Origin of the sequence: Achromobacter sp. GD03932 (assembly GCF_029839485.1) — a bacterium.
In the GTDB taxonomy this organism is placed as follows: Bacteria; Pseudomonadota; Gammaproteobacteria; order Burkholderiales; family Burkholderiaceae_B; genus Achromobacter; species Achromobacter bronchisepticus_A.
The window spans coordinates 196,668-215,705 of the sequence record NZ_JAOCAT010000004.1 but is presented as its reverse complement, the minus strand read 5'-3'; the positions used below and the strand labels follow the sequence as shown (position 1 = coordinate 215,705).

The window sequence follows — 19,038 nt, the reverse complement described above, 5'->3', positions numbered from 1 at the left end:
CCGCTCCTCAAGAAACCCATGCCCCGATCCACAGACGGATGAGCGGTCCATTTGTTTAGTGGGCGCAGCGGCGGGCATGTCAGTTCCCGCTGTTACCCGCTAGCGGCCTGCCGGTATAGGCAGGCTAAGCCGATACGTCCCATAGGCCCAAGTGCAATGTGCGATTGCAATTGCGCGCCGTAGTCTTGGTCTCAATGCATCACCCGATGCAGTCGCTGCGGGACTCCTCCGCCGGCAAGCGAGGCGTCCCGCGATAGTTCCGACGCATTTCCTTTTCCATCTCCATCAATAGATCGACCGCTTGCGTGGCGCAGTTGGCGAGAGCCCGGCTTCGGCCAGAGCGCTTGCGTAGCCGGGTGGCGTGAGTCGCCGCAGCGTGTTCACGGTGCCGTCAGCGCCGCAGGGAATGGCTGCGAAGACGAGAAGTTCCCTAGAGTTTTTGAACTGGAGCACCCATTCATGAACAAGATACTCAGGAACGTTTGGATCAGTGCGGACGAAGACAGGGGGGCAGGCGGGCAATCCGTTCGGAAGCGCCCGAAGCTGAACATGAGGCTCGATATTGCAGCGGGACTTGCGGTACTGGCGAGCCTGGTGGGAACGAGTCCGCAAGGTCATGCAGCAACGTACAACCCGAATGGTTGCGCTTCTCCCAAAGGGACGGGACCTGACGGCATAGCCTATCCTGCGGGTAAGGGTCCGCGCGATGGATCCGGCCTGTGGTCCAACGTGATTGGATGCGATGCCGATGGCGGCAATTTTGTAGGCGTGCAGGTCCTGGGTTTTCAAGCGACGGCGACGGGCAATGCCGCGACCGCCCTGGGGTTTGCGGCTACGGCGGCAATCCGCAGCACAGCCGTAGGCATGCAGGCGGGAGCCCTCGCCCTGGGCTCGACCGCTCTTGGCCAATGGGCGCGCGCCACGGCGGTCGGCAGCGTCGCCATCGGCGGCAATAACTCCTCCAATACCGCGGCGGCGGGGGCGCAGGCTTCGGGTCTCAATGCCGTCGCGATCGCAGGGGAGTCGCGTGCCATGGGGGCGGATTCCGTTGCGATAGGCACGCGTGCGCAGGCACGGCGCGATGGCGATGTGGCCGTCGGCATCGACAGCGTGGCGGATGGCGCCACAGGGAATTTCTCGGCCGTGGCCATCGGCCGCGGTAGTTCGGCGATCGGTGAAAACTCGGTGGTGTTGGGCAACGCCAATCGGGCTACCGGAGCCGGGGCCGTCGCGCTGGGCAATAGCTCGGCGGCTGCGGGCGCCGCGGCATTGGCTGTTGGCAACGATGCCAACGCGCTGGCCGCGCGCAGCATGGCGTTGGGGTTCGATTCGGTCGCAACCAACTCGGACGACGTCGCGCTGGGGGCGGGATCGGCCACCTCGGCAGCCGTCGGCACGTCCGGCGCCGCAATCGCGGGGCGATCCTACTCGTTCGCCGGGGCGACGCCCGCCAGCACGGTCAGTGTGGGCAGCACGGGTGTGGAGCGCTCCATTACGAACGTTGCGGCAGGGCGGCTCGGCGCTCTCAGCACGGATGCCGTCAACGGCTCGCAGCTTCATGCCACGAATCAGGCGGTGAATGCCTTGGGCGACCGGGCGGTGACCTATGACGGCAACGAGGGCGATCCCAAGAGCCTGATCACATTGGCGGGTTCCGCGTCCACGGACGGCGGCGCGACCGGCGGCACCAGGCTGGCCAATCTCGCACGGGGGGCGTTATCGGCCACCAGCACCGATGCCGTGAACGGCGCGCAGTTGCATGAGACGAACCAGGACGTGCAGCGCGTGGGCGACCGGGTGACGACCATGGGCGACACGGTGACCAGCATGGGTAACACCGTGACGACGATGGGTAACACGATGACGACCCTGGGTGACACCGTGACGAACCTCGGCGACACGGTCACGACCATCGGAGGCACCGTCACGACCCTGAACGATACGCTCACCAGCCTTGGCGGCTCGTTGGCGAACCTGACCGGCGATACGAGTGCGACGTACACGGACGCCAACGGTCTGGGCATCCGCTATGCGCGGACCAACGAACGCGGACTCACGCCCAGCGACGCCTACGCGCAGAACCCGGGCAGCACGGCGTTGGGCTATAACGCGCGAGCCACGGCCGACAATGCGCTGGCAATTGGGCGCGAAGCCCAGGCAAGCCATGCCGGCAGCGTGGCGTTGGGCGCGAACGCGGTCGCCAACGGCGCAACGCTGGGCGCGGCGGCGTATCGGTCAGGTACGGCGGCGGTGGCGGGTGCTGCGCCCGTGGGCGAAGTGAGCATAGGCTCGACGGGCGCAGAGCGCCGCATCACTCACCTGGCTGCAGGCGCGTCCGATACGGACGCGGTGAACGTAAGCCAGCTCAAGTCCGTGGCCGAGAATGTCGGCAGCCTGGGCGACCGGGCGGTGACCTATGACGGCATCGCGGGTGATCCCAAGAGCCTCATCACGCTGGCGGGATCGGCATCCACGGACGGCGGCATGACGGGCGGCACCAAGCTCACCAACCTGGCGCGGGGGACGCTGTCGGCCACCAGCACCGACGCGGTGAACGGTTCGCAGCTGCATGAGACAAACCGGGAAGTGCAGCGCGTGGGTGACAGGGTGGCGACGATAGGCGACACGGTGACGAACCTCGGCGACACGGTCACGACCATCGGAGGCTCTGTCACGACCCTGGGCGATACGCTCACCAGCCTTGGCGGCTCGTTGGCGAACCTGACCGGCGATACGAGCGGGACGTATACCGACGCCAACGGCCTGGGCATCCGCTATGCGCGGACCAACGAACGCGGGTTGACGCCCAGCGATGCCTACGCGCAGAACCTCGGTAGTACGGCGCTGGGCTATAACGCGCGGGCCACGGCCGACAACGCGCTGGCAGTTGGGCGCGAAGCCCAGGCGAGCCATGCCGGCAGCGTGGCGTTGGGCGCTAACGCGGTCGCCAACGGCGCGACGCTGGGCGCGGCGGCGTACCGGTCGGGTACGGCGGCGGTGGCGGGCGCTGCGCCCGTGGGCGAGGTGAGCATAGGCTCGACGGGCGCGGAGCGCCGCCTCACTCACTTGGCCGCGGGCGCTTCCGATACGGATGCGGTGAACGTAAGCCAGCTCAAGTCCGTGGCCGAGAATGTCGGCAGCCTGGGCGACCGGGCGGTGACCTATGACGGCATTGCAGGTGATCCCAAGAGCCTTGTCACCCTGGCGGGATCCGCGTCCCCGGACGGCGGCATGACAGGGGGTACCAAACTCACCAACGTGGCGCGGGGAACGTTGTCGGCCACCAGCACCGATGCGGTGAATGGTTCGCAACTGCACGAAACGAACCTGGACGTGCAGCGCATGGGCGACAGGCTGACCGACCATGGCGATACCTTGACGACCATGGGCGACACGTACACACACTTGACGGGGAACCCCAACCTGACCAACAAGGCCGACAACGGGCTGGGCTTACGCTATGCGCGGACCAACGAATCGGGGCTGGCGGAAGATGACGCCTACGCGCAGGGCGTGGGCAGCACGGCGCTGGGCTACAACGCGCGGGCCTCTGCCGGCAACGCGCTGGTGCTGGGCCGTGAGGCCCAGGCGAGCCAGGACGGGAGCGTGGCGCTGGGTTCCGGTTCCGTGTCCGCCCGGGCGTTGACGCCGACCACGGGCAGTCTTGCGGTCGGCAGCGGCGGCGCCCTGGTGCCGTTCAACACGGCGGATCTCACCTTGCTTGGCGCGGTATCCGTGGGCCACGATGGCGCGTACCGTCAGATTACCAACGTGGCGGACGGTACAGACGAGCATGATGCGGTGACCTTGCGCCAACTGACTGGCGCGATCGGCTCCTTGACGACCACGGGGACTCAGTACTTCCATGTCAACTCGGCGGCTTCCGATTCCCTGGCGGTGGGGATTGAGTCGATCGCGGTCGGACCGCAGGCGGTGGTCAATGGCGACCGCGGTCTGGGGATCGGGGATCGGGCTGTGGTGGATCAGGGCGCGCCCGGCGGCATCGCCCTGGGACAGCAGGCGCGCACGACGTCGGCGGATGGCATCGCGATGGGAACGCAAGCCTTGGCTGACGCGGCCCAGGGAGTCGCCTTGGGCGCGGGCAGCCAGGTCGTCGCGGGCGGTGGCGTAGCGCTGGGCGCGAGATCGGTCGCCAAGGCGGTGGCCGGGGCAGCAGGGTATGTGCCCCTGGGCGCCAATGGCGCGGCCGTGAACGCGACGCGCAGCACCTTGGCCGCGTTGTCCGTGGGTGACGCCGATACCGGTATGTATCGGCAAATCAACGGGGTGGCTGCGGGTACTGTGGATTCCGACGCTGTGAACGTCAGCCAGTTGAAGGCGCTGGCCTCGAATGTGAGCGGGCTCGAAGCGGGAGGGGTGAAATATGACCTCAATGCGGACGGCACCACCAACTACGCCATGGTGACCTTGAACCCCGGCGGCGCAGCTTCGGTGCTGAGGAACGTGGCGCGGGGCGCGCTATCGGCGGACAGCACGGAGGCGGTCAATGGCGCGCAGCTGTTCGAGACCAATCAGTACGTCAAGTCGATCGGCGATACGGTCGATAACTTCACCAAGGGAGGCGCTGGGATCAAATACTTCCATGCCAATGGCGGGGCGTCGGCGATGCTGCCGGACTCGCAGGCCAACGGCGTCGGGAGTATTGCAATGGGACCGGGTGCGGCGGCCAATGGCGGCGACTCGGTTGCCTTGGGCAATGGCGCGGCAGCGGGCAAGGACGGCGATGTCGCGCTGGGCGCGGGCGCCGTGGCGGACAGGGGCGCGGAGAACTACGCCGGCAAGTATTCGGACACGCAAAACAAGTCGGTCGGCACGGTATCCGTGGGCTCGTCGGGGGCGGAGCGCACGCTCAGCAATCTGGCCGATGGCCGCGAGGCCACGGACGGCGTGAATCTGCGGCAGCTGGACGGCGCGCTCAAGCAGGCCAACGACTATACCGACAAGCGCTTGCAGGATGTGGCAGGCAATGTGCTGCAGGTCGGCGACCAGCTCACCGCGCTGGATGAGCGCGTGGCCAATGTCGAAGGCGATGTGACGAGCATCAGCAATGGCGCCGCCGGCATGTTCCAGACCAGCCAGGAGGAAAAGGCGGCCAAGCCGCCCAAGGCCAGCGGCAGCAATTCGGCGGCGGGCGGTGCCGGCGCGGTGGCCTCGGGCAAGAACAGCACCGCGATCGGCAATGGCGCGCAGGCGACCGGCGCGGGAACCACCGCGTTGGGCAACGGCAGCAAGGCGTCGGGCAGCAATGCCGTGGCGCTGGGCGTGGGGTCTGTCGCCGACCGCGACAACACGGTTTCGGTGGGCTCGGCCGGGGCCGAACGCCAGATCACGCACGTGGCCCGCGGCACCGCCGGAACCGATGCGGTGAACGTGAACCAGTTGCGGGAAGTCGCGAGCGGCTTGAGCAACCAGGTGGCGGGCTTGCGCAAGGACGTGCAAGGGCTGGACAACCGGTTGAGCGCCGGCGTCGCTTCCGCCATGGCGATGTCGGCGCTGCCTCAGGCCTATCTGCCCGGCAGGAGCATGCTCAGCATGGGCGGCGGCACGTGGCGCGGGGAAAGCGGCTTCGCCATGGGGCTGTCCACGGTGTCCGACAGCGGCAGATGGGTGGTGAAGGGCCTGGCCAGCAGCAGTTCGCGCGGTGACTACGGCGCGAGCGTGGGAGTGGGATATCAATGGTGAATACATGCCGCACGAACGCAGGCTCGCGGCCTGCCGCGCGGCCTCAATGATTCATGAGAGGTATACAGCCATGACACGTCGCATCATTCTTCCGGCTTTGATTGCATCGAGCGCATTGCTGGCGGCTTGCCAGCCCATGGCGCCTCAGAAGGGCGCGAATGCCGCGACCCCTGCCATCCAGCCTGCACCGCAAGACACCGCGGCGCAGGCGCGGACTGCCACGCCGGCGGTCGAGTTCCGCCTGGCCCAGGACCGGCCGGGCGCCGATCTGCGCGAGCTGCGCATGTCCGACAAGACCTACTACTTCCTGCTGGCGCCCGCGCTTACCCGGGCGGATCTGAATGCCGCCACGCCCATGAAGACCCGGGAAGGACAGCCTTTCGTCAGCCTGCGGTTCACGCCGCCGGGTGCGCAGAAGCTGGCGCAGATCGGCCGCCAGTACCCGGGAAAGTGGCTGGTCTTCACCATAGACGGCAGGCTGGTGGGCGTGCCGCGCATCGCAGGCCCCATGGAGGAGGGCATCCTGAACCTGACGATGAACTCGGAGGAACAGGCAATCAACGTTGCGCAGGCGATAGAAGGGGCGGCGCAGTAGCGCCACCCAGGCCGCGTCAGCCGATCGCCCCATAGATGCGGCGCGCGTCGGCGGCCGTGGCCAGCGGGCGGCCCAGCGCCTGCGCGCCTTGCGCGGCCTGCAGCACCAGCGCCGAATTGCCCGGCGCGGTGCTGCCGTCGCGCAGCTTCAAGTTGTTTTCGAAGCCCACGCGCATGTGGCCGCCGAACGCGGCGGCGGTGGTGACGCAGGCGTTCTCCTCGGGGCCGAAGGCGCATACTGCCCAGGGCAGGGACTGGTCGTACGCGGCCAGGAAGGGCAGCAGGTCATAGGCCGAAGAGGTCTGGCCCGCGCTGTAGCGGCCCAGCACGAACAGCACCGACCACGCTCCCGGCGGCACCAGGCCGCGCGCGCGCAGCGACAGCCAGCGGCGCACGTCGCCTTCGTCGTACAAGATGATCTGCGTCATGATGCGGCGTTCGGCGATCCAGGCCAGGAAAGCCGCAAGCTCGCTTTCCGGGATATCCGGCACGGCGATCTCGCGCAGTCCGATGGACACGGCCTCGGGTTGCAGCTCGCGCACCAGGGCGATCTGCTCTGCCGCCTTGTAGACGCCGGCGGCCTCGCTGGTCACCTGCACCAGCAGTTCGTCGCCCACGGCGCCGTGCACCGCGGCCAGGGCGTCGCGGTAGGCCTGGGCGTCCAGCAGGTGGCTGCCGTCGGGTTTGCGCACGTGCATGTGCATCATGGCGGCGCCGGCGTCCAGGCAGGCGCGCGCTTCGCGCGCCAGCGCCTCGGCGGTAAGAGGCACGGCCGGATGGTCGGCGGCCTTCTTGTAGGCGCCATTGGGCGCCACGGTGATGATGACGGGCGAGTCGGCCAGCGCGGCGCGGGGCAGGGGGGTGTTGCTCACGGCTTGATCTCCGGCAGTTCGGGGGCAATCAGGTCCAGGCCCGCGCGCAACAGGCGGTCGTAGCGCGCGCGTTCGGCACTGATGGTTTCGGGCGTCCAGGCGTAGAAGCCCTCGCCCGTCTTCATGCCGTGGCGGCCGTCCTGGGCGCGTTCGGTCAGGCAGCGCGCCGGTTCGCTGGCGTTGCAGAACGTGGGGTACATGGTGGCGCCGGCCGCGGCATGCACGTCGATGCCGGCATGGTCGCGCTGCATCACGGGGCCGGCCGCCAGAAAGCGGAAACCGAAGCCGAAACGCACCGCCGCGTCCACGTCTTCCGGCGAGGCGATGCCGCGGTCGATCAGGTCGAAGGCTTCGCGCGACAGCGCGTGCTGCAGGCGGTTGGCCAGGAAGCCCGGCAGGTCCTGGCGCACCTTCACCGGCACGCTGCCGCAGCGCCGCATGAATTCGATCAGCGTGTCGGCGCAGGCGTTGTCGCTGGCTTCGCCCAGCACCACTTCCACCAGCGGCACCAGATGCGCGGGCATGAAGAAGTGCAGGCCCAGCATGCGGCCACGGGTATCCAGGCCCTGGCTGATGGCGCTGATCGGGAAGCTGGAACTGTTGCTGGCCAGGATGGCGTCGGGCCGGGCGCGTTGCGCCAGGTCCGCGAACAGCGCCTGCTTGATGTCCAGGCGTTCGGGGATGCACTCGATGACCAGGTCCACGCCGGACCAGTCCACCTCGTCCAGGCTGGCGGCGGTGGACAGCAGGGCGGCGTTCGCTTCCCGGCCTATGGTCTTGAGGTTTTCCGCGACGTGGGTGGGCACGCCCGCCGCGCGCCCGGCATTCGATTCGATCACCGTCGTGCGGCAGGCCGCGCGGGTCAATACCACGGCCACGTCGGCTCCCATGGTGCCGCCGCCCACCACCACCGCATGCGCCGCGCCCGGATTGGGCAGCGCGATCGCGTCCGTCTGCATGGTTTGCTCCTTCATCTGAAACTACGCTGCAGGCGAGTGTAGAGAACCCGCTTTGATTGATGAATCAGATTTTTTGGATAGAATGATCTTGTATTTAGATCAATAGAGAGGCCGCGCCCGGCATGCAGATCAATCTTTCGATGCGCGATATCGATACCACGCTGGTGCTGGGCCGCACGCTCAACTTCCGCCAGGCGGCGGCGCAGCTGCACCTGTCGCAGTCGGCCCTGTCCACGCAGATCCAGCGTATCGAAGACGCGCTGGGCGTGCGCCTGTTCGACCGCACCACGCGCACCGTCCGCCTCACCGCCGCGGGCGAGGTCTTCATGCAGCAGGCTGCCGCCCTGCAAGCGGCCTTCCGCGACGCCATTGCCGCGGTCAGCGGCATCGTCAATGCGGAACAGGGCCAGGTATCGGTGGCGGCCTTGCCCTCGATTGCCGCCCGCCTGCTGCCGCGGGTGCTCATGGCCTATCGCCAGGCCCATCCGCTGGTCGCCCTGAAGGTGCGGGACACCTTGTCGGGCCCGGCTTTCGACCTGGTGCGCGCGGGCGAGGTCGACTTCGCCCTGACCGCGGCCGACCCGCAGCACGGGGATCTGCACTACGTGCCGCTGATGTCCGACAGTTTCCTGCTTTTGATCCCCGAAGCCCATCCGCTGGCGCATGCCCGCGGGCCGCTGCGCTGGGCCGATACGGCGGATGCGGCGCACGTGTCCATGGTGCAGCCCAGCAGTGTGCGGCAGTACACGGAATGGGCTTTCCTGCAGAACCGGATACGCTTCACGCCTGCCTTCGAGGCCGAGCATCTGACCACCATCGTCGCCATGGTCGAATGCGGATTCGGCGTCGCCGCGCTGCCCGAAATCGCTGCCGCGGCGGTGGCGCAAAATGGCATCGTGCAGCGTCCCCTGATCGGACCGGTGGCCGAGCGTTCGATCGGGCTGGTTACGGCGCGCAATCGCAGCCTGTCGCCCGCCGCGGCGGCGCTGGTGCAGACGTTGAAGGAATATCTGGCGCAGCAGGCGCGATAGGCCGGGTGGCTGGTTCCGCGGCTGCGCGCTGTGCGGTTTTGATTTCGCGCAAGCGTCGGCAGTGTGCCGCTCGACAGGCGGGAGGCGGTGGTATTATCCTCAGTACACTAACTAAACTGGAGCTGCCTCAACGTGCCGGATGTACAGAAAAAGACGACGTCCCAGAAGCGCGTCGCAACTCATAAGGCAGACACCAAGATCTTCGATCCGGCCAAGCAGGTGCTTTGGTCGCGTCCTGGATATCTGGTGCGGCGCCTGAACCAGATCCACTACGCCATGTTCTACGAGGAGTGCAAGACGCAGAACGTGACGCCGGTGCAGTATGGCGTGCTGACCGCGCTGTCGCTCAGCCCCTGGCTGGACCAGACCGCCATCGGCATGGAGCTGGGCCTGGATCGCACCACCACGGCGGATGTGGTCAAACGCCTGCAGGAACGCGGCCTGGTGGAGCGGCGCATCAATCCCAACGACAAGCGCTCGCGCCAGGCCGTCATCACCCAGGAAGGCCTGCGCATCATGGGCATCTTGCAGGAGGGCATGGCCCGCGCCCAGCAGCGCCTGCTGGAGCCGCTGTCCACGCGCAACCAGGAAATCTTCATGAAGCTGCTTTCCACCCTGGTGGAAGCCAATAACCAGTACAGCCGCACCACGCTCAAGCCCATGTAGGACAGGGGCCTGTCTGCTTCAGCCTGGCAGCGCGCTGGTTTGGGGCGCGCTGCGGGCGGCCTCGCCGTCGCCCAGCGTATTACGGACCCAGATCAGTTCGGCGGCGATCGCCACCGCAATCTCGGCCGGCGTCTTGCTGGCGATGCGCAGGCCCACCGGGCCGTGCAGGCGCGCGATCTGGCTGTCGTCGAGGTCGAACAAGCGCAGCCGTTCGCGGCGCTTCTGCTGGTTGGCGCGCGAACCCAGCGCGCCTACATAGAAGGCCGGCGATTTCAGCGCTTCCAGCAAGGCCATGTCGTCGAGCTTGGGATCGTGGGTGACCGCCACGATGGCGGTGCGTTCGTCGGTGCCGATTTCCAGCACGGCGTCGTCGGGCATGCTGGTGAGCAGGGTTGCCTGGGACAGATTCCAGTCGCCGTAGAACTCCTCGCGCGGGTCGCAGACCGTGACGTGGAAATCCAGCGTGGCGGCGATGTTGGCCAGCACCTGCGCGGTCTGGTTGGCGCCGATGATGAGCAGCCGCCAGCGCGGACCGTAGACGCTGCGGAAGATGCGGCCGTCGAAATCCGGGCCGTCGGCCGGGCCGGCGGGAGACACCGAGCTGCTGCCGTCCTGCAGGTCCACCGTGCGCTGGATCAGGCCATGGCCGCGTATGGCTTGCAGCACCAGGTCCAGCCATTGGGTGTCGCGCAGCGGTTCGCTGATCAGGCGCAGCGTGCCGCCGCAAGGCAGGCCGAAGCGTGCGGCCTCGTCGCGGGTGACGCCGTAGGTCAGGCGCGCCGGGGCGTCCTCGAGCGTGCCTTCGCGAGCGCGCAGCATCAGGTCGTCTTCGATGCAGCCGCCGGAAACCGAACCGACCATGCGGCCATCCTCGCGCACGGCCAGCATGGCGCCCGCCTGGCGCGGGGCCGAGCCCCAGGTCTGCACCACGGTCACCAGGTGCACGCGGCTGCCCGCGGCTACCCAGTCCCGCGCATGTTGCAATACGTCCAGATCCAGAGCGTTCATCGGCTTCTCACAGTGAAAGGCCGCGGCGCTGCCACGGCTTATATTCACTATACTGATCATTATGGCGACTGTCTCTAGTGTCTATCCCTACCCGGGCCCCGCGCGCGCCGGCATCCTGCTGGCGGCGGGGCAGGGCTCGCGCTACGCCGCGCAGCGGCCGGGCGCCGACAAGCTGCTGGCACCGCTGCCGCAGGGCGTGTGCGTGGCGGCGGCCAGCGCCCGGACGCTGCGCGCGGCGGTGGACATGGTCGTCGCCGTGGTGCGGCCCGGCCGCGCCGCGCTGGCCGGATTGTTGCGGGAGGAAGACTGCGTGGTGTTGGAGACGGACCGGGCGGAGGAGGGCATGGGGGCCAGCCTGGCCGTGGCAGCGCAGTATCTGCAGGGCCTGCCCGGCACGCCTGCCGCAGTGCTGGTCGCGCTGGCCGACATGCCCTGGATCCGCCGCGCAAGCCTGGAGAGCGTGCTGGATGCGCTGCGCGATGCGCCGATGGCCGCGCCCGCGTACCAGGGGCAGCGCGGCCATCCGGTGGGATTTCGCGCGGAATTGCTGCCGCAGCTGGCGGCGCTGAGCGGGGACGAAGGCGCGCGGCGGCTGCTCAAACAGCCCGGACTGCAATGGGTCCCCACCGAAGATCCCGGGGTGTTGCGCGATGTCGACACGCCTGCCGACCTGGACGAAGGCGGCTGAACACCGCCTGTAGGCCAGGCCGCCGCGGCGGCCTTTTTTTGCGCTCCGGGATTTCCCTAATTTGTCAGTACGCTGACTATAAAGTCAGTATACTGACGTAAATTTGGAAGCCCTCGCAGGACTTTTCCCAATGGAAAAGCGGCTGCGCGCGATTCCGATTGTTCCGATGTAATAGTCAGTGTACTGATAAACAATGCTGACGCGCCGTGGCAGGACAGGGTCCGCGCCATCAAACTGGGAGTAGGGGAATGAGCAAAGTACGCAAGATCGCGTTTGAGGAGCACTACACCGCGGTCGGATTCAAGGACTATTCGAAGAGCTTCGCGCAGCACATCGATCCCGCCGTGCTGGCCGACCTGGCCGCGCGCCTGGTGGATTTCGACGAAGTCCGGCTGGGCGAAATGGACCGCGGCGGCATCGACTACGTCATCCTGTCGCAGACCGGGCCGGGCGTGCAGGCTGAAGCCGACGCCGCCGTCGCGCTGCGCCGCGCCAAGGAAAACAACGACTTCCTGGTCGAGCAGGTGGCCCGCCACCCGACGCGCTACGGCGCCTTCGCCACCGTGCCCATGCATGATCCGCTGGTCGCCGCCGCCGAACTGGAGCGCTGCGTCAAGCAGCTGGGCTTCAAGGGCGCGCTGATCAACGGCCACACCAATGGCGTGTACTACGACGGCCGCGCCTACGACCCGTTCTGGGAAAAGGTGCAGGAGCTGGACGTGCCCGTCTACCTGCACCCGTCCGATCCCTACGTCATTCCGCAGGCCTACTCGGGCCACCCCGAGCTGGTGGGCGCGTGCTGGGGCTGGGGCGTCGAAACCGCCACCCATGCGTTGCGCCTGCTGTTCGGCGGCGTGTTCGACCGGTTTCCCGCGGTCAAGCTGATCCTTGGCCACATGGGCGAAGGCCTGCCGTTCCTGCGCTGGCGCTTCGACAGCCGCTTCGCGGTCTATTCGCACGGCATCAAGCTGGCGCGCGCGCCTTCCGAATACCTGGGCAGCAACATCCTCATCACCACGTCCGGGGTCTGTTCGCCTCCCACGCTGATGGCCGCCATCGCCGAAATGGGCCGCGAGGCCGTGATGTTCTCGGTGGACTATCCCTACGAGTCGACCGCGCTGGCCGTGGAATTCATCGAGCAGACGCCGATGGACGACGCGACCCGCGAACTGATCTGCAACGGCAACGCGCGACGCCTGTTCAAACTCTGAGCCCAGCCCGGGAGACTGACATGAGCAACTTCCTGTATGGCGGCAACGTCCATGCCAATGGGATCCGCCAGCATTACCTGCGCTACGGCGGCGAACGCGGCGCTGGGCGCGATCCAGTCATCATCGTGCCGGGCATCACCAGCCCGGCGGTCACCTGGGGTTTCGTCGGCGAGCGCTTCGGCGCGGCTTTCGACACCTATGTGCTGGACGTGCGCGGCCGCGGCCTGTCCGCAGCCGGCGCCACGCTGGACTACAGCCTGGACGCGCAGGCCGCCGACGTGCTGGCCTTCGCAGAGGCGCTGGGCCTGGCGCGCTACAGCGTGGTCGGCCATTCGATGGGCGGACGCATCGGCGTGCGCGCCGGGCGCGGCCAGCCGGCAGGACTGAGCCGCCTGGTCCTGGTGGACCCGCCGGTGTCCGGTCCCGGCCGCCGGCCGTATCCCGCCAAACTGCCCTGGTATGTCGATTCCATGGCGCAGGCGCGCCACGGCATGGACGCCGAGGCCATGCGCGCGTTCTGCCCGACCTGGACCGAGGAGCAGCGCCAGCTACGCGCCGAATGGCTGCACACCTGCGACGAGCGCGCCATCATCCAGAGCTTCGAGGCCTTCCAGAGCGATGACATCCACGCCGACCTGCCGCTCCTGGACGTGCCGGTCCTGCTGATCACGGCGGAGCGGGGCGACGTGGTGCTGGACGCCGACGTGACCGAGATCCAACGCCTGGCTCCCGGCACGCAACATCACCGCGTGCCCGCCGCCGGCCACATGATTCCGTGGGACAACGAGGAAGGCTTCTATGCCGCCTTCGGCGATTTCCTGGGCGCGCCGCTGGCGCGCGGCTGAAGCGCGCGACCGTCAAGCAAGGAGGGCATCATGCCTATAAGCGACTACGAAATGGTGAAGGCCTGGCAGCAGGTATTGACCCTGTCCAAGCTGCAAGCGGGGCAGACCGTCACGGTGCTGACCAGCGCGGCTACCCATCCGCAAACCCTGGCGACGGCGCTGATCGCGACGCAAGCCATGGGCGCCATCGTGAACCGTCTGGACCTGCCGCCCGTCAATGGCGAGCGGGCGCTGAGCCGGGACTCGCTGGCTTACCTGGGTACCACGCCGCTGACCGGCAACAAGGCCGCCATTGCGGCCCTGAAGGAAAGCGACCTGGTGCTGGACCTGATGACGCTGCTGTTCTCCCCGGAACAGCACGAGATCCTGGCCACCGGCACCAAGATCCTGCTGGCGGTGGAGCCGCCGGAAGTGCTGGCGCGGCTGGTGCCGACCGAGGCCGACCGCGCGCGGGTCAAGGCGGCGGCCGCGCGCATCGGCGCGGCGCGCGAGATGAGCGTGGTATCGGAGGCGGGTACGGACTTGCGCTGCCCGCTGGGCGAGTTCCCGGCCATCAGCGAGTACGGCTTCGTCGATGAACCCGGGCGCTGGGACCATTGGCCCAGCGGCTTTGTGCTGACCTGGCCGAACGAAGGCGGCGCCAACGGCAAGATCGTGATCGACGTCGGCGACATCCTGCTGCCGCAGAAGCTCTACGTGCGCTCGGCCATCGAGCTGACCGTAGAGAACGGCTACGCCACGCGCATCGACGGCGGCGTGGATGCGGAACTGCTGCGCGAGTACGTGGCCTCGTTCAAGGATCCGGAAGCCTACGCGATTTCGCACATAGGCTGGGGCCTGCAGCCGCGCGCGCACTGGACCACGCTGGGCCTGTACGACCGCGAAGCCACCATAGGCATGGACGCGCGGGCCTATGAGGGCAACTTCCTTTTCTCGCTGGGCCCCAACAACGAAGCGGGCGGCAACCGGACCACCACCTGCCACATCGACATCCCCCTGCGCGCCTGCACGGTGCGGCTGGACGGGGAAGACGTAGTGCGCCAGGGCAAGGTGCTGGACGGCGCCGGCCCCCAGGCTTAGCACGCAATCACCGTACTAGGAGTTCCCTACATGAATGACGATATCTCGGCCTACGCGCGCCAGGGCTTCGGCACGGCGATGGCGCCCAAGGCGCCCTACGGCCTGCTGATCGTGGACCTGGTCAACGGCTTTGCCGATCCGGCGGTGTTTGGCGGCGGCAATATCCCACAGGCCATCGAACAGACCGTGGGCCTGTTGGCGCATGCGCGCAAGCAGGGCTGGCCGGTGGCGCACAGCCGCATCGTGTTCGCCGATGACGACGCGGACCACAACATCTTCACCTTGAAGGTGCCGGGCATGCTGACGCTGAAGGAAGCGGACCACAACAGCGCCATCGTGCCGCTGCTTGCGCCCGCGGCCGGCGAGCTGGTGGTGCGCAAGACGGTGCCCTCGGCGTTCTTCGGCACCAGCCTGGCGGCCTGGCTGTCGCAGCGAGGGGTGCAGACGCTGCTGGTGGCGGGCGCGGTCACCAGCGGCTGCGTGCGGGCCAGCGTGGTGGATGCCATGCAGTACGGCTTCCGGCCGCTGGTGGTGTCGGATTGCGTGGGCGACCGCGCCATCGGCCCGCATGACGCCAACCTCTTCGACATGCAGCAGAAGTACGCCACCGTGCTGACGCGGGACGAAGCCGTGCGCGCCACGCAGGCCTGAACCGGCGCGGCGTGCGGGAAAAAAAAGGGTTGCGCCTCGCCGGCGCAACCCTTTTGTGTTGGTCTCCCGCGTTCTAGACGGGATAGACCAGGTCGTTGGCCAGGATGGTGGTGTCATACACCACCTGCCGTTCCTTCAGCTTGAGCACGCCGTCCTGCCGCGTGTAGCGGTCGTAGTAGGTGCCGGCCAGGTGCAGCGTGGTGGGGCCTTCCACCAGCGTCTGCATCAGCATGAACGCGGCCTGGGACTCGATCTCGCCGTTGGCGGATTCGCTGATGACGCGGGTGTTGCTGACCAGATGCAGCATGTAGCGCGGGGCGAACATCTGGGTGCGTGAAATGGCCACGGCGCGGTCATGCATCATGGCGCGGCCTTCGGAGTACACCAGGCCGACGGGCAGGCCCAGTTCGGCGTTCTCGCGCGCGGTGACGCGGTACAGGCCGTCCTCGGTGAAGAAGTCCGGCCAGGCCTCGACCTGGCCCGCGTCCAGGGCGGCGCAGTAGTCGGCGTGGAATTCCTCGATCTCCAGTCGCAGCGCGATGGCGCGCGCGGGATCGATCTTGCGGGGGGAGTATTCGAATCGGGTTCTCATGTTTCCTGGTTCCTGCCTCAGAAGCCCATCACGCTGCGGTAATAGCTGTACATGGAGCGGATCGCGGCTTCCGAGATCAGCGTGTTGGAGGTGCCTTGCTTGCCGGATTCCAGCTTCAGCACGTTGACGTCGGTGCTGGCGCGGCGCACGCCTTCCTGCACGAACTTCATGGCTTCGTTGTCCTCCAGGCCGAGGAAGCCCGCCGGCCCCATCAGGTTGCCCTGGCGCAGACGGTGGCGCTCCATCTCGGGCGTGTCGTCCTCGTAGCCGAACATGGTCCATTGCATGATCATGCTGTCGGGTCCGTTGGGCACGATCTGGCGCACGCCCAGCGTGTTCATTTCACGTTGCACGATCAGGTTGGGCCAGACGGTCTGCATGGTGACCGACCAGGGCGAATCGAATTCCTTGACGAACTCCAGGAAGCGGTCGTCCTGCAGGTGCAGGCCATCGTGGAAGGAGCGCATTTCCTTCTTGTTCTCTTCGCTGACGTTGGCGTATTTGTCCTCGCTCTTGGCCGAGGCCATGGTGCCGTGGCGGCCATGCACCGGGTCGACCAGCATGGCGGACTTGTTGCCCGCCACCAGCAGCCCGAACACCACCAGGAACGAATGCAGCAGCGTCGCGTGGTACGGATCCTTCAGGTTCTCGTGGTACATCTTCCAGTTGCACGGCAGCTCGTTGCGGTAGTAGCCGTGGATCTTGAGCTTCTTGCCCGGGAAGACGGTATCGAAATCGGCCAGGATCTCCGGCGTCAGGTATTCCTCGATGGGTTCGACCTCATCGCTGTAGGACGCGAAGATGACGCCGTTGCGCGTGGTGACGCGCAGCTTGCGCAGGCCGTGGTCTTCGTTCTTGAAGTCCTTGGGCATGCCGCCTTCGCGGTTCACGCCGCGCTTGAAGGGGATGCCCTGCAGATTGCCCTTGAGGTCGTAGGACCACTGGTGGTAGGGGCAGACGAATTCCTTGGCGTTGCCCTGGCTGTGGCGGCAGAACTCCGCGCCGCGGTGGGCGCAGCGGTTCTCGAACACATTGACCGAGCCATCTTCGGCGCGCGACACCACCACCGGGGTCGGCCCGACGTAGGACCGCTTGTAGTCGCCCGCGTTCGGCAGCTCGGCTTCCAGGGCCACGTAGTTCCAGGTCTTGCCGTGAAAGATCTTCTCCACTTCCTGGTCGTAGACGGCGCGGCTGGTGTAGACCCAGTCCGGGATGTAGTGCAGCGCGTCTTCCGGCCAGACACAGTCGGCCAGGGCAGTGTCCTTGGACGCCATCGTAAGGCCGATGACGGTTTGCGATTGATACATGAAAAGCTCCTGTCGATGCGGGGGCGGTATTGGTGGGGTTCAGGACGCGGCGGCGTTCTGCTGGCAGGCTTTCACCAGCGGCTTGAGCGCCACGGTTTCGTCGGCGTAGCGCTCGGGATCGATGGCGATGCCTTGTTCGAACAGCACGCGCAGCTGGCGCAGGTCGCCGCCGGCGTTGATGGCGATGGCATGCACCGGCACGCCGTCGCGGTGGCCAAGCCAGATGAACTTGGGCGCCTCGGCCTGCGCTTGGGGCACGCCGCGGCAGGCATAGACGAGGTCCGGCTGGGGCAGGCCCAGCATCTGCACGTTGCAGCCGTATTGGTCGGTCCAGAACCACGGATAGGGCTCGGCCGGCGCGGGCTGGTCCAGCATGCCGGCCGCGGCCGCGCGCGCCTGTTCGTTGGCGTTCTGCCAGGATTCCAGCCGCAGCGCCATGTTCAGGTGGCGCCGGTGCTGGCTGGCGCAATCGCCGGCCGCATATAGATAAGGGTCGCTGCTGCGGCAGGCGGCGTCCACCGCGATGCCGCCATTGGCGGGGTCCAGCGCCAGGCCGGCCTGCGCGGCTAGCGACACGTCGGGCACCAGGCCGATGGCCACGACCACGACGTCGGCCTCGATGAAGGAGGCGTCCTGCAATCCAATGTTGAAGCGCGCCTGATGCCGCACAGCGGTATCCGCATGGGGCTGCCAGTCGGTGCGGACGATGCGCGCATCCAGGCGCAGGTCCACGCCGGCGTGGCGGACGCGTTCGGCCAGCCAATCCGACAGGGCCGCGGGCAGCACGCGTTCCAGCAGGCGGGGCGCGCTTTCCAGCACGGCGACTGCGGCGCCCAGGGCGCGTGCGGTGGACGCCACCTCCAGGCCCAGGAAGCCGCCGCCGATGACGGCCACGCGCGCCTGCGGCGTAAGGCCGGCGCGCAGCGCCGCGGCATCGTCCAGCGTCCTGATGTAATGCACGCCCGGCGTGCCGCGCGGCAGGCTGGGCAATTCGCGCGCGCGCCCGCCGGTGGCGAGCAGGCAGCGGCTATAGGGGAGGCTGCGGCCGTCGGCCAGTTCGACCAGGCGCTTGGCAGCGTCGATCCGCAAGGCCTCGATGCCGGTCAGCAGCGTGACGCCTTGCTGTTCATAGAAGTCTTGGGGGTGCACTGCGGTCTGGCCGTGCGCGCCGGGGTTCTGCAGCACGTCCTTGGACAGGGGCGGACGCTCGTAGGGCGCGTGCGCTTCCTGGCCGATCAGCGTGATGGGGCCAGCGTGGCCCAGGCCGCGCAGCGTGGCCGCCGCCACCGCGCCGGTCTGGCCGGCGCCGATGATGAGGATCGGATCTGCGTCAGCCATGGTCAGCCTTGCAGGTTGGCATAGATGTCCTGGCCTTCGACCTTGACCGGATAGATGCGGATGCCGGTGGTGGCGGGCGCGCACATGGCCTGGCCGGTGCGGATGTCGAATTTGGCCTGGTGCAGCGGACATTCGATGCAGCCGTCTTCCAGATAGCCGTCGGACAGCAGCGCGTAGGCGTGGGTACAGACATTGTCGGAGGCGTGGAACTCGCCTTCGATGCGATACAGCGCAAGCTGTTTTTCGCCGGCGGCGACGGGGATCACCTCGTCGTCTTCGGTCAGTTGGTCGGTGGAGGCAATGCGGATCCAGTTCATATCAACTCGCTCGTCAGTATGCTGAGTAATTGTCGTCAGTGTACTGCCTAAAAAAACAAGTCAGGAGCTAGGGATTTCCCCGACAGGCGGCGGGTCGAAGGGCGGCGGCGGGGGCCTATTATGCACGGCGTTCGCAGCCCGCAATCGCGGCCGTCCGCTATATGTAAGGAGTACCC

The 19,038-nt window shown here is 67.3% G+C and carries 16 protein-coding genes; 9 read left to right on the top strand and 7 right to left on the bottom strand.

Features of this window, described 5'->3' with window-relative positions; all coding sequences use genetic code 11:
- Positions 1-864 precede the first annotated feature (864 nt).
- Positions 865-5,703 carry a YadA-like family protein gene (locus N5C88_RS05740; protein ID WP_280014942.1) on the top strand — a complete coding sequence of 1,613 codons (4,839 nt, stop codon included), beginning with the start codon at positions 865-867 and terminating at the stop codon, positions 5,701-5,703.
- Positions 5,704-5,773: 70 nt separating this feature from the next.
- Positions 5,774-6,298 (top strand): preprotein translocase subunit SecD, encoded by a 525-nt coding sequence (locus N5C88_RS05735; RefSeq protein ID WP_280014941.1) that lies wholly within the window; start codon positions 5,774-5,776, stop codon positions 6,296-6,298.
- 16 nt (positions 6,299-6,314) lie between these two features.
- Here the strand turns inward: N5C88_RS05735 and N5C88_RS05730 are convergent, their stop codons facing one another.
- Both N5C88_RS05730 and N5C88_RS05725 read right to left on the bottom strand, forming a co-directional pair.
- Positions 6,315-7,169 (bottom strand): 3-keto-5-aminohexanoate cleavage protein, encoded by an 855-nt coding sequence (locus N5C88_RS05730; protein ID WP_280014940.1) that lies wholly within the window; start codon positions 7,167-7,169, stop codon positions 6,315-6,317.
- A complete protein-coding gene (locus N5C88_RS05725) occupies positions 7,166-8,128 on the bottom strand; it encodes a 3-hydroxyacyl-CoA dehydrogenase NAD-binding domain-containing protein (RefSeq protein ID WP_280014939.1) in 963 nt (320 codons plus the stop codon). The genes N5C88_RS05730 and N5C88_RS05725 overlap by 4 nt, the downstream gene beginning before the upstream one ends.
- A 122-nt stretch (positions 8,129-8,250) precedes the next feature.
- Between N5C88_RS05725 and N5C88_RS05720 the strand changes: the two genes are divergently transcribed.
- Together N5C88_RS05720 and N5C88_RS05715 are read left to right on the top strand one after the other, a co-directional pair.
- A complete protein-coding gene (locus N5C88_RS05720; protein WP_280014938.1) occupies positions 8,251-9,159 on the top strand; it encodes a LysR family transcriptional regulator in 909 nt (302 codons plus the stop codon).
- A 132-nt stretch (positions 9,160-9,291) separates the two neighbouring features.
- Entirely contained in the window at positions 9,292-9,825 is a 534-nt protein-coding gene (locus N5C88_RS05715; RefSeq protein ID WP_059378442.1) for a MarR family transcriptional regulator, read from the top strand.
- An 18-nt stretch (positions 9,826-9,843) separates the two neighbouring features.
- Here N5C88_RS05715 and N5C88_RS05710 read toward each other — a convergent pair whose 3' ends face one another.
- On the bottom strand, positions 9,844-10,833 hold the full coding sequence (locus tag N5C88_RS05710; protein WP_280014937.1) for an XdhC family protein: 990 nt from the start codon (positions 10,831-10,833) through the stop codon (positions 9,844-9,846).
- A 61-nt stretch (positions 10,834-10,894) separates the two neighbouring features.
- Here N5C88_RS05710 and N5C88_RS05705 point away from each other — a divergent pair, with 61 nt between their 5' ends.
- The 5 genes from N5C88_RS05705 to N5C88_RS05685 all read left to right on the top strand — a co-directional run bounded on the left by N5C88_RS05705 (position 10,895) and on the right by N5C88_RS05685 (position 15,308).
- Positions 10,895-11,521, top strand: coding sequence for a nucleotidyltransferase family protein (locus N5C88_RS05705; RefSeq protein ID WP_280014936.1), 627 nt, complete (start codon positions 10,895-10,897; stop codon positions 11,519-11,521).
- Between the two features lie 248 nt (positions 11,522-11,769).
- Positions 11,770-12,732: an amidohydrolase family protein gene (locus N5C88_RS05700; RefSeq protein ID WP_059378445.1), complete on the top strand. Its 963-nt coding sequence runs from the start codon at positions 11,770-11,772 to the stop codon at positions 12,730-12,732.
- A 20-nt stretch (positions 12,733-12,752) separates the two neighbouring features.
- Positions 12,753-13,577, top strand: a complete 825-nt coding sequence (locus N5C88_RS05695; protein ID WP_280014935.1) for an alpha/beta hydrolase — start codon at positions 12,753-12,755, stop codon at positions 13,575-13,577.
- Between the two features lie 30 nt (positions 13,578-13,607).
- Positions 13,608-14,657: a hypothetical protein gene (locus N5C88_RS05690; protein ID WP_059378448.1), complete on the top strand. Its 1,050-nt coding sequence runs from the start codon at positions 13,608-13,610 to the stop codon at positions 14,655-14,657.
- A 30-nt stretch (positions 14,658-14,687) separates the two neighbouring features.
- The gene (locus N5C88_RS05685; RefSeq protein ID WP_251880699.1) at positions 14,688-15,308 is read left to right on the top strand and encodes an N-carbamoylsarcosine amidohydrolase; all 621 of its coding nucleotides are present in this window, start codon (positions 14,688-14,690) and stop codon (positions 15,306-15,308) included.
- Between the two features lie 73 nt (positions 15,309-15,381).
- On the opposite strand, the gene N5C88_RS05680 is transcribed toward N5C88_RS05685, so the two are convergent.
- The 4 genes from N5C88_RS05680 to N5C88_RS05665 are packed head-to-tail and all read right to left on the bottom strand — an operon-like array spanning position 15,382 to position 18,862.
- Complete coding sequence (locus N5C88_RS05680; RefSeq protein WP_059378451.1) at positions 15,382-15,900, bottom strand: aromatic-ring-hydroxylating dioxygenase subunit beta; 519 nt, start codon at positions 15,898-15,900, stop codon at positions 15,382-15,384.
- 17 nt (positions 15,901-15,917) lie between these two features.
- Entirely contained in the window at positions 15,918-17,207 is a 1,290-nt protein-coding gene (locus N5C88_RS05675; protein WP_059378452.1) for an aromatic ring-hydroxylating dioxygenase subunit alpha, read from the bottom strand.
- Between the two features lie 39 nt (positions 17,208-17,246).
- Complete coding sequence (locus N5C88_RS05670) at positions 17,247-18,545, bottom strand: FAD-dependent oxidoreductase (protein ID WP_280014933.1); 1,299 nt, start codon at positions 18,543-18,545, stop codon at positions 17,247-17,249.
- 2 nt (positions 18,546-18,547) lie between these two features.
- Positions 18,548-18,862, bottom strand: a complete 315-nt coding sequence (locus N5C88_RS05665; protein ID WP_054459045.1) for a non-heme iron oxygenase ferredoxin subunit — start codon at positions 18,860-18,862, stop codon at positions 18,548-18,550.
- Positions 18,863-19,038 lie beyond the last annotated feature (176 nt).